This is a genomic window from Streptomyces sp. NPDC046349, from assembly GCF_055587885.1.
The window spans coordinates 758,440-771,729 of sequence record NZ_JBVJFK010000001.1; the positions used below are offsets into that span (position 1 = coordinate 758,440).

Annotated in this window: 13 protein-coding genes; 9 read left to right on the top strand and 4 right to left on the bottom strand. The window is 72.7% G+C overall.

Translation table 11 applies throughout. The features are described 5' to 3' along the window. Window positions 1–2 precede the first annotated feature (2 nt). Both ACZ6JS_RS03545 and ACZ6JS_RS03550 read left to right on the top strand, forming a co-directional pair. Window positions 3–545, top strand: a complete 543-nt coding sequence (locus tag ACZ6JS_RS03545) for a GNAT family N-acetyltransferase (RefSeq protein ID WP_469295465.1) — start codon at window positions 3–5, stop codon at window positions 543–545. A gap of 43 nt (window positions 546–588) precedes the next feature. Further along, window positions 589–2,292 carry a proline--tRNA ligase gene (locus ACZ6JS_RS03550; RefSeq protein WP_469295466.1) on the top strand — a complete coding sequence of 568 codons (1,704 nt, stop codon included), beginning with the start codon at window positions 589–591 and terminating at the stop codon, window positions 2,290–2,292. Window positions 2,293–2,960: 668 nt separating this feature from the next. On the opposite strand, the gene ACZ6JS_RS03555 is transcribed toward ACZ6JS_RS03550, so the two are convergent. From ACZ6JS_RS03555 to ACZ6JS_RS03570, 4 genes are all read right to left on the bottom strand, one after another. Next, window positions 2,961–3,965, bottom strand: a complete 1,005-nt coding sequence (locus ACZ6JS_RS03555) for a slipin family protein (RefSeq protein ID WP_469295468.1) — start codon at window positions 3,963–3,965, stop codon at window positions 2,961–2,963. A gap of 115 nt (window positions 3,966–4,080) precedes the next feature. Next, window positions 4,081–4,983, bottom strand: coding sequence for an aminoglycoside phosphotransferase family protein (locus ACZ6JS_RS03560; RefSeq protein WP_469295469.1), 903 nt, complete (start codon window positions 4,981–4,983; stop codon window positions 4,081–4,083). A 34-nt stretch (window positions 4,984–5,017) separates the two neighbouring features. After that, window positions 5,018–5,458 carry a ferritin-like domain-containing protein gene (locus ACZ6JS_RS03565; RefSeq protein ID WP_469295471.1) on the bottom strand — a complete coding sequence of 147 codons (441 nt, stop codon included), beginning with the start codon at window positions 5,456–5,458 and terminating at the stop codon, window positions 5,018–5,020. After that, on the bottom strand, window positions 5,455–6,039 hold the full coding sequence (locus tag ACZ6JS_RS03570) for a hypothetical protein (RefSeq protein ID WP_469295472.1): 585 nt from the start codon (window positions 6,037–6,039) through the stop codon (window positions 5,455–5,457). The genes ACZ6JS_RS03565 and ACZ6JS_RS03570 overlap by 4 nt, the downstream gene beginning before the upstream one ends. A gap of 114 nt (window positions 6,040–6,153) precedes the next feature. Between ACZ6JS_RS03570 and rimP the strand changes: the two genes are divergently transcribed. The 7 genes from rimP (at window position 6,154) to truB (ending at window position 13,236) form a co-directional block, all read left to right on the top strand. Then, window positions 6,154–6,666 carry a ribosome maturation factor RimP gene (rimP, locus tag ACZ6JS_RS03575; protein WP_469295473.1) on the top strand — a complete coding sequence of 171 codons (513 nt, stop codon included), beginning with the start codon at window positions 6,154–6,156 and terminating at the stop codon, window positions 6,664–6,666. Between the two features lie 2 nt (window positions 6,667–6,668). Then, window positions 6,669–7,679: a transcription termination factor NusA gene (gene nusA / locus ACZ6JS_RS03580; RefSeq protein WP_469295474.1), complete on the top strand. Its 1,011-nt coding sequence runs from the start codon at window positions 6,669–6,671 to the stop codon at window positions 7,677–7,679. 147 nt (window positions 7,680–7,826) lie between these two features. Beyond that, window positions 7,827–8,114, top strand: a complete 288-nt coding sequence (locus tag ACZ6JS_RS03585) for a YlxR family protein (protein ID WP_030844383.1) — start codon at window positions 7,827–7,829, stop codon at window positions 8,112–8,114. Between the two features lie 149 nt (window positions 8,115–8,263). Continuing rightward, a complete protein-coding gene (gene infB, locus ACZ6JS_RS03590; protein WP_469295476.1) occupies window positions 8,264–11,365 on the top strand; it encodes a translation initiation factor IF-2 in 3,102 nt (1,033 codons plus the stop codon). A 185-nt stretch (window positions 11,366–11,550) separates the two neighbouring features. After that, window positions 11,551–11,844 carry a DUF503 domain-containing protein gene (locus ACZ6JS_RS03595; RefSeq protein ID WP_030030358.1) on the top strand — a complete coding sequence of 98 codons (294 nt, stop codon included), beginning with the start codon at window positions 11,551–11,553 and terminating at the stop codon, window positions 11,842–11,844. Between the two features lie 34 nt (window positions 11,845–11,878). Then, a complete protein-coding gene (gene rbfA / locus ACZ6JS_RS03600; RefSeq protein ID WP_469295477.1) occupies window positions 11,879–12,331 on the top strand; it encodes a 30S ribosome-binding factor RbfA in 453 nt (150 codons plus the stop codon). Next, window positions 12,328–13,236 (top strand): tRNA pseudouridine(55) synthase TruB, encoded by a 909-nt coding sequence (gene truB / locus ACZ6JS_RS03605; protein WP_469295478.1) that lies wholly within the window; start codon window positions 12,328–12,330, stop codon window positions 13,234–13,236. The genes rbfA and truB overlap by 4 nt, the downstream gene beginning before the upstream one ends. Window positions 13,237–13,290 lie beyond the last annotated feature (54 nt).

Genomic DNA, 13,290 nt, shown 5'->3' on the forward strand with positions numbered 1-13,290 from the left:
GCATGCTGCCTTCCGGTGTCCGTATCGGCCCCCTCGACCTCGCCGCCCGGGTGGACGAGGCCCTGCGCGTGCAGGCCGTCGCCTTCGGCCTCAGCGAGGAGGAGGTCGGCATCCGGCGCTACATCGTCCAGCGCCACATGACCTGCAAGGGCGCTCGCGCCCTGGGGGCCTTCGCCGAGGACGGCGCGCTCACCGGATTCGTGTACGGGATGCCGAACGACCGCACGCACTGGTGGTCCACCATCGTCGAGCCGTACCTGCGGGCCGGCGGCCACGAGCACTGGCTCGACGGCTCATTCGTCATCACCGAACTCCACGTGCACCCCGGCTTCCAGGGCCACGGCGTCGGCCGCTCCCTGATCACCGCCCTCACCGACGCCGCCGCCGAGCCCCGCTCGATCCTCTCCGCCATCGACACCGAGAGCCCCGCCCGGGGCCTCTACCGGGCTCTCGGCTACGTCGACCTCGCCCGCCAGGTGCACTTCCCGAGCGCGAGCCTCCCGTACGCCGTCATGGGCGCCACACTGCCGCTGAACAGGCCCTGAAACGGGTTAACGGGCTCCGGCGGGGCCCCGGTAACCTCCCGGCATGTCCACACATCACGTACAGCGCATGTCCCGCCTCATGGCCAAGACCCTCCGCGAGGACCCGGCCGACGCCGAAACCCTCAGCCATCGGCTCCTGGTCCGCGCAGGTTACGTCCGGCGCAGCTCGGCCGGGGTGTGGACGTGGCTGCCGCTCGGCAAGCGGGTCCTGGACAACGTCAGCCGCGTCGTCCGCGAGGAGATGGACGCGATCGGCGCCCAGGAGGTGCTGCTCCCGGCGCTGCTGCCCAAGGAGCCGTACGAGGTCAGCGGACGCTGGTCGGAATACGGGGACCTGCTGTTCCGGCTCAGGGACCGCAAGGGCGCGGACTACCTGCTCGGCCCGACCCACGAGGAGATCTTCACCCTGGTGGTGAAGGACCAGTGCACCTCGTACAAGGACCTGCCGGTCATGCTGTACCAGATCCAGACCAAGTACCGCGACGAGGCGCGGCCCCGGTCGGGCGTACTGCGGGGCCGGGAGTTCCAGATGAAGGACTCGTACTCCTTCGACGTCTCCGACGAGGGGCTGGAGGAGTCCTACCGGCTCCACCGCGAGGCCTACGTCCGCATCTTCGAGCGGCTGGGCCTGGACCACCGGATCGTGTCCGCGGTGTCGGGGGCCATGGGCGGATCGGCGTCCGAGGAGTTCCTGGCCCCGGCCGAGGCGGGCGAGGACACCTTCGTGGACTGCCCCTCCTGCGACTACGCGGCCAACACGGAGGCCGTGACCCTCGCGCTGACCCCCGTGGCCGCGGAGCACCCGCCGCTGGAGGAGGTCGACACCCCCGACACCCCGACGATCGAGACCCTCGCCGCGCACCTGGGGGTGCCCGCCTCGGCGACGCTGAAGAACCTCCTGGTGAAGGTCGACGGCGAGATCGTTGCCGTGGGCGTGCCGGGGGACCGGGAGGTCGACCTCGGCAAGCTGGCCGAGCACCTGGCGCCCGCGGTCGTCGAGCTCGTCACGGCCGAGGACTTCACGGACCGGCCCGACCTGGTACGCGGCTACGTGGGCCCGCAGGGCCTGGAGAAGGTCCGCTACCTGGCCGACCCGCGGGTCGCGCCGGGGACCGCCTGGGTGACGGGCGCCAACAGGCCGGACACGCACGCCCGCAACGTGGTCTGCGGCCGTGACTTCGAGGTGGACCGCTACCTGGACGTGGTGGTCGTGGAGCCGGGCGACCCCTGCCCCTCCTGCGGGGCCGGGCTCCGTCTCGACCGCGCGATCGAGATCGGCCACATCTTCCAGCTAGGCCGCAAGTACGCGGACGCCTTCGGGCTGGACGTACTGGGCCGCGAGGGCAAGCCGGTGCGGGTCACCATGGGCTCCTACGGCATCGGCGTCTCCCGCGCGGTGGCGGCCCTGGCCGAACAGACCGCGGACGAGCGCGGGCTGTGCTGGCCGGCGGCGGTGGCCCCGGCCGACGTCCACGTGGTGGCGGCGGGCAAGGCGGTGCCGCTGGCCCTGGCGGAGGAGGCGGCCGAGGCCCTGGCGGGCTCCGGCCTCCGGGTCCTGCTGGACGACCGTGCGGGCCTCTCCCCGGGCGTGAAGCTCACGGACGCGGAGCTGATCGGCGTGCCGTGGATCCTCGTGGCGGGCCGGCGCTCTGCGGAGTCGGTGGTCGAACTCCAGGACCGCGCGTCCGGCACCCGCGAGGAACTCCCCCTGGCCGAGGCCCTCGCCCGCCTGACGGCCACGGCCTGACACCGCCGGCGCGCGTCTGTGGTCCCCTCCGGCGAACACCGCGACGAGCAGCCGGGCCTGACCGCCCGTTGGACGCTGTCCGGACGCGGCTGGGCCGACCGCACGGTGGGGGCGGGGCCCAGCGGTTCGACCTCACCGCCTCGTACATCAGCAGCGCTCCCGAGGACCTGCTGACCGCCGTCACCCGCATCGCCGCGGGTGCGGCGCAGGCGCGCGCACCGTTCGAGGCGGAGCCGACCGCCTTCCGGCGGATCTTCCACCGGCAATGGGGAGACCGTTCGGCTGCGCCTGCTGGAGCTGCGCCACGGCTGTGCCCACGACAACAAGGGGGTCGGGCTGCGGTCCGGGGCGTTGGGCGTCGACGTTCCCGCCCGGGCCGTGCTGCGCTGCTTCGACGAGGCCGCCCGCGTCCACAGCGGCAGCTACCGGGGCAAACGGGGTGAGCAGGCGGATCCTCGGCGCCCGCCGCCCCGCCGCGTACGCCGGCGCCCCGCTACGTCCGCGGTTCGTCCGGTGGTGCGGATCGCGCCGTCCCTGGGCCGGGTCCGCGCCGCCGGGGCAGCGGCGGCAGGGCCGTCGGTCCCCGCGGTGTCGACCTCGGCCGGCCCGGGGCCTTCGGAAGCCGGGCCGGCCGGGGCCGGGTTCCGGCGCCCCGGCGGCAAAGGGGGCTACGGCGGGGACTCGTCCGGGTACGGCGCCGGCTCCGCGGCCCCCAGGGACGGCTCCGCAGCCGCGCGGTCCAGGGCCGCCGCCTCGTCCGTCCTCGCGGTTTCGACCTCGGCCGGCTCCCGCGCCGCCGGGTCGACGGCGGCAGGGCCGTCCGTCCCCGCGGTGTCGACCTCGGCCGGCCCGGGGCCTTCGGAAGCCGGGCCGGCCGGGGCCGGTTCCTCCCGCGCGGGCGCCGCCGGGGGCGGCGGGGCGGCGCGCTCCAGAAAGCGCAGCAGCTCCACCGGGAACGGCAGTACCAGCGTGGAGTTCTTCTCGGCGGCGACCGCCACGATCGTGTGCAGCAGGCGCAGCTGGAGCGCCGCGGGCTGCTCCGACATGACCTCCGCCGCCTCGGCGAGCTTGTGCGAGGCCTGCAGCTCCGCGTCCGCGTTGATCACACGGGCCCGGCGCTCACGGTCGGCCTCCGCCTGCCGGGCCATCGACCGCTTCATCGTCTCCGGCAGGGACACGTCCTTGATCTCGACCCGGTCGATCTGCACCCCCCAGCCCACCGCGGGGCTGTCGATCATCAGCTCCAGGCCCTGGTTGAGCATCTCCCGGTTGGAGAGCAGGTCGTCGAGGTCGGACTTGCCGATGATCGACCGGAGCGAGGTCTGCGCCATCTGGGAGACGGCGAAGCGGTAGTCCTCCACCGCCACCACCGCGCTCGCCGGGTCGACGACCTTGAAGTACACGACCGCGTCCACCCGCACCGTGACGTTGTCCCGGGTGATGCCCTCCTGTGCGGGCACCGGCAGCGTCACGATCTGCATGTTGACCTTGCGGAGCCGGTCGATCACGGGAACGATCACCGTGAAGCCCGGAGGGCGAATCTCGTCCCGCAGCCGGCCGAAGCGGAAGACCAGGCCCCGCTCGTACTGCTTCACCACGCGGGCCGCGGCGCCCATGTAGACCGCGGCACCCACGCCTGCGGCGACCACCGCTGTCAGCAGCTCTTCGACCATGACGGCCCCCTGCCGGACATACCTTCCTCTCTACGGTATGCCCCACTCGGTGTCCGGTCGATCAGGCCGGACACCTCCTACAGCGCCGGACACCTCATGCTGCGCCGGACACCTCCTACAGCCAGGAGGCGAACTCCAGCAGGAGCTCCGCGTCCCGGCGGCGTCCGGCGGCCAGGGCGCGGTTGCCCGACTCCACCGCCCGGAAGAGCGTCCAGCCCCGCAGCCGCTCCCGGTCCACGTCCAGCGCGTCCGCCAGCTTGTTCACCCGGCGCCGGGCCCCCGCCGCTCCCGCCGACGAGGCCACCTGGTCCTCCAGCCGGTCCCGGACCAGCCGCGCCAGGTCGTACGCCCGCTCGCCGACCAGCGGGTCGGGGCCCACCGTCAGCCAGGGTGCCCGTTCGCCCGCCAGGACCTTGCCCTGCCGGAAGTTGCCGTGCAGCAGCAGTTCCTCCGGCGGGGCCGCCACCAGCTCCTCCCGCGCCGCCAGGGCGGTGTCGGCGAGGGCCCGGGCCTCCGCCGGGGCCGCCCGCAGGGCTTGTGACTGCCGCGCGGTGCGCTCGGCCGCCGTCTCCCAACCGTGCCCGGCCGGCGGCGCCACCCACAGCCGCCGCAGCGTGCCGCTGGCCTCCAGCAGTGCCTTCGCCTCCGGCAGGGACCGCAGCGATACCTCCGCGTGCAGCCGCTCCAGCAGCAGGGCCCCGTCCTCCTCGTGGTGGCGGGTGTCGAGGACCCGTACGGCGCCGAAACCGCCCCAGTGCGCCAGCGCGGCCAGCTCCCGGTCGGGCCGGGCGTGCGGGGGCGCCAGCTTCAGGGCGGCGGGGGTGCCGTCCGCGTAGGCGACGAGGACGACCAGACTGCTGCGGCCGCCCGGGGCCTGCACCCGCTGGGCCCGTACGCCCCGCCGGGCGAGCGCGGCCTCGGTGAGCTCGGGCAACTGCCCCAGCCAGTCCGCGTCCTGCGCCGTCTCCGGCAGCTCGCCGAGCGCCCGTACAAGCCGCTGCGGCGGTTCGAAAGCCATGCGTGCGTGGTCCCTTTCAGCTGGTGAGGGCTCGCTATGCGCGTTCCGTGAGCCCAGGGAAGGCTACGCCGACACCGCGCCAGCGTGCCGCGCGCACCGCTGCGGCGCTGAGCGCGTCGGCCGCCTCGCGGCGCAGCGGGCCCTCCGCCGCCCGCACCAGATCGGAGTACGCGCCGGCCACCCGGTCCTCGATCACCGCGGCCAGCCGCTCGGCGTCGGCGGGGCTGCGCACCTCGAACGGCAGGGCGTACGCCGCCTCCGAGGGCCGGGGCGCGCCGCCCAGCTCGCGCACGGTCCGGGCCAGCGCGTCGCGCCGCGCGAGGTGACCGCCGTACGCCTCCCGGGCCTCGGTGGCACGTGCGCCGGTGGTCCGTGCGCCGATCACCCCGTATCCGTAGGCGGCCGCGTGCTCGGCGGCGAGGGCCGCCTGCGCGGCCTCCAGGGCCCGGCCGGCGGGGGAGGGTTCGGGCTTCACGGCGTGGCTCCGGGGGTCGAGGTCAGAAGATGCACGTGCACGGCGCCGCAGGCGGCCACCGAGGCGAGCAACCGGGCCAGCTCCCCCGGCGCCCCGGCCAGGTCGATGGTCCGGGCCTCGGACAGGCTCCGCTCGGCGTCGGCGAGCGCGGTCAGGGCCTCGGCGGGCTTCGCGGGCACCGGCTCAGCGCTCGCCGTGGGCGCGGCGGCCCCCGTACCGCCGGACGGCGACGCCGTGGGGGACGGCGAGTCCGAAGCGGCGGGGGAGAGGGCGGCCGTGTGCGCGGCGACGGCGGCGCGGAGCGGAGCGAGCCGCGCGGCCAGGTCCGGATGGGCGGCGGCCGTGGCGTCGTAACGTTCCAGCAGTCGGTCGCTGTCACGAGCGGCCGCTTCCCGCATCCGCCGTTCGAGTGACATCACCGGATCGGCGTCCGCGGGACGGCCGACGGTGCACCCGGGCAGCAGCGCGGCACCGGCCGCGCCGGCGGCACCGACGAGCAGGCTCCTGCGCGAAGGTCTGGAAGGCGGGGTCCAGGGCACGGCGACGTCCTCGTGGTGGGGGGCGGGGCAGGGTGTGATCACGGTACCCGGGGCCCTGGTCGCAGGGCGGACGGCAACACCCTCCGACACCGGATACCCTTTGACCTGACACACGACGGAAACCACAACAGCACACGCGGCCGAGGAGTCACCCGGATGAGCACCACCCAGAGCGACAGGCTGCGCGGACTGCTGGAGCCGCTCGTCGCCGCCAAGGGCCTGGACCTCGAAGAGATCGAGCTGTCGCGGGCGGGCAAGCGCCGGATGCTGCGGATCATCGTGGACTCCGACGAGGGCGTGGAGCTGGACGCGTGTGCCGAGCTGAGCCGTGAGGTCTCCGACCAGCTCGACGAATCCGACGTGATGGGCGAGGACGAGTACGTCCTCGAGGTGAGCTCCCCGGGCGCCGACCGCCCGCTGACCGAGCACCGCCACTACGTACGGGCCGTCGGCCGTCTCGTGAAGTTCCAGCTGTCCGCCGAGGACGGGAAGGGTGCCGGGGAACTGGTCGCCCGGATCCTCGACGTCGACGACGAGGGCATGGACCTCGAAGTACCGGGCGTGAAGGGCCGCAAGGCGACCGCCCGCCGCATCGCTTTCACCGACATCGCCAAGGCGCGTGTCGAGATCGAGTTCAACCGCAAGGACAAGAAGGAAGAGGAGGCGTAGCCGTGGACATCGACATGAGTGCCCTGCGGGGTCTGGTCCGGGAGAAGGAGATCTCCTTCGACCTGCTCGTCGAGGCGATCGAGTCGGCCCTCCTCATCGCGTACCACCGGACCGAGGGGAGCTTCCGCCGCGCCCGCGTCGTGCTGGACCGCACCAACGGTCACGTGGTCGTGTGGGCGACGGAAGACCCGAGGGATCTCGAAGAGGGCCAGGAGCCCAAGGAGTTCGACGACACGCCGTCGGACTTCGGCCGGATCGCCGCGACGACGGCCAAGCAGGTGATCCTCCAGCGTCTGCGCGACGCCGAGGACGACCTGACCTTCGGCGAGTTCGCCGGCCGGGAGGGCGACGTCATCACCGGCGTCGTACAGCAGGGCAAGGACCCCAAGAACGTCCTCGTCGACATCGGCAAGCTGGAGGCCATCCTGCCGGTGCAGGAGCAGGTCCCCGGCGAGGAGTACCCGCACGGCCTGCGCCTGAAGGCGTATGTCGTGCGCGTGGCGAAGGGTGTCCGCGGCCCGTCCGTGACCCTCTCGCGCACCCACCCGAACCTGGTGAAGAAGCTGTTCTCGCTGGAGGTCCCGGAGATCGCCGACGGCAGCGTCGAGATCTCGGCGATCGCCCGTGAGGCCGGTCACCGCACCAAGATCGCCGTCCGGTCCACCCGTTCGGGCCTGAACCCCAAGGGCGCCTGCATCGGCCCGATGGGCAGCCGCGTGCGCAACGTCATGGCCGAGCTGCACGGCGAGAAGATCGACATCGTCGACTGGTCGGACGACCCGGCGGAGATGGTCGCGAACGCGCTGTCACCCGCCCGGGTGAGCGAGGTCGAGGTCGTCGACTGGGACTCCCGGTCCGCCCGGGTGACCGTGCCCGACTACCAGCTGTCCCTGGCCATCGGCAAGGAGGGCCAGAACGCCCGCCTCGCCGCGCGGCTCACCGGCTGGCGCATCGACATCCGCCCCGACACCGAGGCGTCCCCGGACGCGGACCGGGACCGGGGCGGGGAATAAAACCGGTACCCGCCGGGGCTGTCCCGACGGTAGACAGGGTCCACACGGCCGCTGCCCAGGCAGCGGATCAAGACAACACGACAGCCGTTCGATCTTTCCCACCGCACTTGTCGGGGGAGAGGTCGGTGCGGGGAGGTAGACTTAGGCGTGTCTGGCCGGACGCAAGCCCGCGCATGCCCCGAACGCACCTGTGTGGGGTGTCGGGAGCGAGCGGCCAAGAGCGATCTGCTGCGGATCGTGGCGATCGAGGACGAATGCGTCCCCGATCCTCGCGGTACGCTGCCCGGCCGGGGTGCGTACGTGCACCCCGCCGTGGTCTGCCTCGACCAGGCGGTTCGCCGCCGGGCGTTCCCCCGGGCCCTACGGTCCGCCGGAGCGCTCGACACGGCGAACCTGCGCAATGCCGTGGCCGGGAAAGCCGGGACCACGGCGTAATGAAGTAGTACGGCACGGATACCCCGTGCGGTCAGGTACCTCGCGAGTTGGAAGTAGGTCGAGATTGCGATGAGCACTCGATGAGTACGCGATGAGTACGCCCATGAAGTAGCGACGGTCCGGCGTAACCCGGACCTAAAAGGAGCGAAGTGGCTAAGGTCCGGGTATACGAACTCGCCAAGGAGTTCGGGGTCGAGAGCAAGGTCGTCATGGCCAAGCTCCAAGAACTCGGTGAATTCGTCCGTTCGGCGTCCTCGACGATCGAGGCGCCGGTTGTACGCAAGTTGACTGACGCACTGCAGGGGCCCGGCGGCAACGCCGGCAAGTCCGCTGCAAAGCCCGGCGCGCCCCGCAAGGCCGCGCCCGCCAAGCCCGCAGCGCCGTCCCCGGCCGCTGCGGCACGTCCTGCTGCCCCGAAGCCCGGCGCACCGGCCCCCAAGCCGGCCGCAGCCGAGGCCCCGGCCGCAGCCCCCGTGACGCCCGCCGCCCCCGGCCCGCGTCCCGGCCCGAAGGCTCCGGCCGCCCCGAAGCCCGCTCCGGCGGCGCCCGTGGCGACCGAGTTCTCCGCGCCTCCGGCGGCCCCCGCCGCCCCGGCGCGTCCCGCCGCGGCCCCCGGCCCCCGTCCGGCGCAGCAGCGTCCGGCCGGCCCGGGTCAGGGCGGTGCCCGTCCCGGCGCCCCGCGTCCGGCCGGTGCCACCCCCGGTGCCCCGGCGCGCCCCGCCGGCACCCCCGGTGCCCAGGCACCGCGTCCGCAGGGCTCCCGTCCGGCCGGTCCCCGTCCGGGCAACAACCCGTTCACCTCTGGTGGCTCCACCGGCATGGCGCGCCCGCAGGCGCCCCGTCCGGCCGGCGCCCCGCGTCCCGGTGCCCCCGGCGCCGGCGGCCAGGGTGCTCCCCGCCCGCAGGGCGGTCCCGGCGGCGCTCCGCGTCCGCAGGGTCCCGGCGGCGCCCGTCCGACCCCGGGCGGCATGCCCCGTCCGCAGGGCGGCGCTCCGCGTCCGGGCGGTGCTCCCGGCGGTAACCGTCCCAACCCGGGCATGATGCCGCAGCGTCCCGCTGCCGGCGGTCCCGGTCCCCGTCCCGGCGGCGGCCCCGGTGGCCGTGGTCCCGGTGCGGGCGGTCCCCGTCCCGGTGGCGCCGGTCGTCCCGGCGGCGGCGGCTTCGCCGGCCGTCCGGCCGGTCCCGGCTCGCGTCCCGCGGGCGGCGGCGGCTTCGGCGGTCCCCGTCCGGGTGGCGGCGGCTTCGGCGGCGGCCCGGCCGGCGCCGGTGGCGGCGGTCGTCCCGGCTTCGGCGGTCGTCCCGGCGGTCCCGGTGCCCGTGGTGGTACGCAGGGTGCCTTCGGCCGCCCCGGCGGTCCGGCCCGTCGCGGCCGCAAGTCGAAGCGTCAGAGGCGCCAGGAGTACGAGGCCATGCAGGCCCCGTCCGTCGGCGGCGTGATGCTGCCCCGCGGCAACGGCGAGACCGTTCGCCTGTCGCGCGGTGCGTCCCTCACCGACTTCGCGGAGAAGATCAACGCCAACCCGGCGTCGCTGGTCGCGGTCATGATGAACCTCGGCGAGATGGTCACTGCCACGCAGTCCGTCTCCGACGAGACCCTCCAGCTCCTCGCGGGCGAGATGAACTACCAGGTTCAGATCGTCAGCCCGGAGGAGGAGGACCGCGAGCTCCTCGAGACCTTCGACATCGAGTTCGGCGAGGACGAGGGCGGCGAGGAGTACCTCCTGCCGCGTCCGCCGGTCGTGACCGTCATGGGTCACGTCGACCACGGTAAGACCCGACTGCTCGACGCCATCCGCAAGACGAACGTCGTCGCGGGCGAGGCCGGCGGCATCACGCAGCACATCGGTGCGTACCAGGTCTCCACCGAGGTCAACGACGAAGAGCGTCGCATCACCTTCATCGACACCCCCGGTCACGAGGCGTTCACCGCCATGCGTGCCCGTGGTGCCAAGTCGACCGACATCGCGATCCTCGTGGTGGCGGCCAACGACGGCGTCATGCCGCAGACGATCGAGGCGCTCAACCACGCCAAGGCCGCCGGCGTCCCGATCGTCGTCGCGGTCAACAAGATCGACGTCGAGGGTGCCGACCCGACCAAGGTGCGCGGTCAGCTCACCGAGTTCGGTCTGGTCGCCGAGGAGTACGGCGGCGACACGATGTTCGTCGACATCTCCGCCAAGCAGGGTCTGCACATCGACTCCCTGCTCGAGGCCGTCGTCCTCACCGCCGACGCCTCGCTCGACCTGCGCGCCAACCCGGAGCAGGACGCTCAGGGTATTGCGATCGAGTCCCACCTCGACCGCGGCCGCGGCGCCGTCGCCACCGTCCTCGTCCAGCGCGGTACCCTCCGCGTCGGCGACACGATGGTCGTGGGCGACGCCTACGGCCGAGTGCGCGCCATGCTCGACGACAAGGGCAACAACGTCGAGGAAGCGGGTCCGTCGACCCCCGTCCTGGTCCTGGGTCTCACCAACGTCCCCGGCGCCGGCGACAACTTCCTCGTCGTCGACGAGGACCGCACGGCCCGCCAGATCGCCGAGAAGCGTGCTGCGCGCGAGCGCAACGCCAACTTCGCCAAGCGCGTCCGTCGCGTGTCCCTCGAGGACCTCGACTCCGTGCTCAAGGCCGGTCTGGTCCAGGAACTCAACCTCATCATCAAGGGCGACGCGTCCGGTGCGGTCGAGGCTCTCGAGTCCTCGCTGCTCCAGCTCGACGTCGGTGAAGAGGTCGACATCCGGGTCCTGCACCGCGGTGTGGGTGCGGTCACCGAGTCCGACATCGCCCTGGCGATGGGCTCCGACGCCATCGTCATCGGCTACAACGTCCGTGCTGCCGGCCGCGCCGCGCAGATGGCGGACCGCGAGGGCGTCGACGTCCGCTACTACTCGGTGATCTACCAGGCCATCGAGGAGATCGAGGCGGCCCTGAAGGGTCTCCTCAAGCCGGAGTACGAAGAGGTCGAGCTCGGTACGGCGGAGGTCCGCGAGATCTTCCGCTCGTCCAAGCTGGGCAACATCGCCGGTGTCCTCATCCGGTCCGGCGAGGTCAAGCGCAACACCAAGGCGCGCCTGCTGCGCGATGGCAAGGTCATCGCGGAGAACCTCACCATCTCCGGTCTGCGCCGCTTCAAGGACGACGTCACCGAGATCCGCGAAGGCTTCGAGGGCGGTATCAACCTCGGCTCCTTCAACGACATCAAGATCGACGACGTCATCGCGACGTACGAGATGCGCGAGAAGCCCCGCGCGTAAGCGCGAGGCGGTTCGCACCGTGTCGTAACTCGTCACACCGGGGCCGGTCGGCGGAATATCCGTCGATCGGCCCCGGCCGTTGCGTGTACGGTTCTGGTGACCCGGCCGCGCGAGCGCCGGGTGATCCTGCCGGGCGACGGCCCGGCAGGCCACCGAACCCGCACCGGCGGGATATCCGGAACTGCATGTACGTGGGGACTCTGTCCTTCGACCTGCTCCTCGGCGACGTCCACTCGCTGAAGGAGAAACGCTCCGTCGTCCGGCCCATCGTCGCCGAGCTCCAGCGAAAGTTTTCCGTGAGCGCGGCCGAGGTGGGCGACCAGGATCTGCACCGCAGGGCCCGCATAGGGGTCGCGCTGGTGAGTGGGGACGCGGGGTTCCTCTCGGACGTACTGGACCGCTGCGAGCGGCTGGTCGCGGCACGTCCGGAAGTGGAGCTGCTGTCGGTACGACGGCGCTTCCACGGTGATGAAGACTGATTGCTTGTCTGCAAGAAAAGAAGGAGACGGACCAGTGGCCGACAATGCGCGGGCGAAGAAGCTGGCGGACCTCATCCGGGAGGTGGTGGCGGAGAAGCTGCAGCGCGGTGTCAAGGACCCCCGCCTCGGTACGCACGTGACCATCACGGACACCCGCGTCACCGGCGACCTGCGGGAGGCCACGGTCTTCTACACGGTCTACGGCGACGACGAGGACCGCGCCAGTGCGGCGGCGGGTCTGGAGAGCGCCAAGGGCGTCCTGCGCTCCGCGGTGGGCCGGGCGGCGGGGACCAAGTTCACGCCCACCCTGACCTTCGTCGCGGACGCCCTCCCGGAGAACGCCAAGACCATCGAGGACCTCCTGGAGAAGGCGCGGACCTCCGACGCCCAGGTGCGCGAAGTGTCCTCCGGCGCCCAGTACGCCGGCGACGCCGACCCGTACAAGAAGCCCGGCGAGGACGACGACGAGGACGCAGCCGCGCAATGAGCACCAATGCAGGGAAGACTCCGGACGGCCTTGTCATCGTCGACAAGCCGTCCGGCTTCACTTCGCACGACGTGGTCGCCAAGATGCGCGGGATCGCCAGGACCCGCCGCGTCGGCCACGCCGGCACGCTCGACCCGATGGCGACGGGCGTGCTGGTCCTCGGCGTGGAGAAGGCCACCAAGCTCCTCGGCCACCTCGCGCTCACGGAGAAGGAGTACCTCGGCACGATCCGCCTGGGCCAGAACACCCTGACGGACGACGCCGAGGGCGAGATCACCTCCTCCACGGACGCCACCGGGGTCACCCGGGACGCCGTGGACGCGGGCGTCGCCAAGCTGTCGGGCGACATCATGCAGGTCCCGTCCAAGGTCAGCGCCATCAAGATCAAGGGCGTGCGCTCCTACAAGCGCGCCCGCGACGGCGAGGACTTCGACATCCCGGCACGGCCGGTGACCGTCTCGTCCTTCCAGGTGTACGACATGCGGGAGGCGGAGGCCGAGGACGGCACCAAGGTCGTCGACCTCGTCGTCTCCGTCGTCTGCTCCAGCGGCACCTACATCCGCGCACTCGCCCGGGATCTGGGCGCCGACCTCGGCGTCGGCGGACACCTGACCGCGCTGCGCCGCACACGGGTGGGCCCGTACAAGCTGGACCGCGCGCGCACCCTGGACCAGCTCCAGGAGGAGCTGACCGTCATGCCGATCGGTGAGGCCGCCGCCGCGGCCTTCCCGCGCTGGGACCTGGACGCCCGGCGGGCTTCGCTGCTCGCCAACGGCGTGCGGATCGACATGCCGCAGGAGTACGGGGACGGCCGCACCGTCGCGGTCTTCGGGCCGCAGGGCCAGCTCCTCGGGCTCGTCGAAAGCAAGAACGGAAAGGCCAAGTCCCTCGCGGTCTTCGTCTGATCGTCGACGTGGAGCGGTGAGCGCACATGCCGTGCCGCTCACCGCTCCACGACC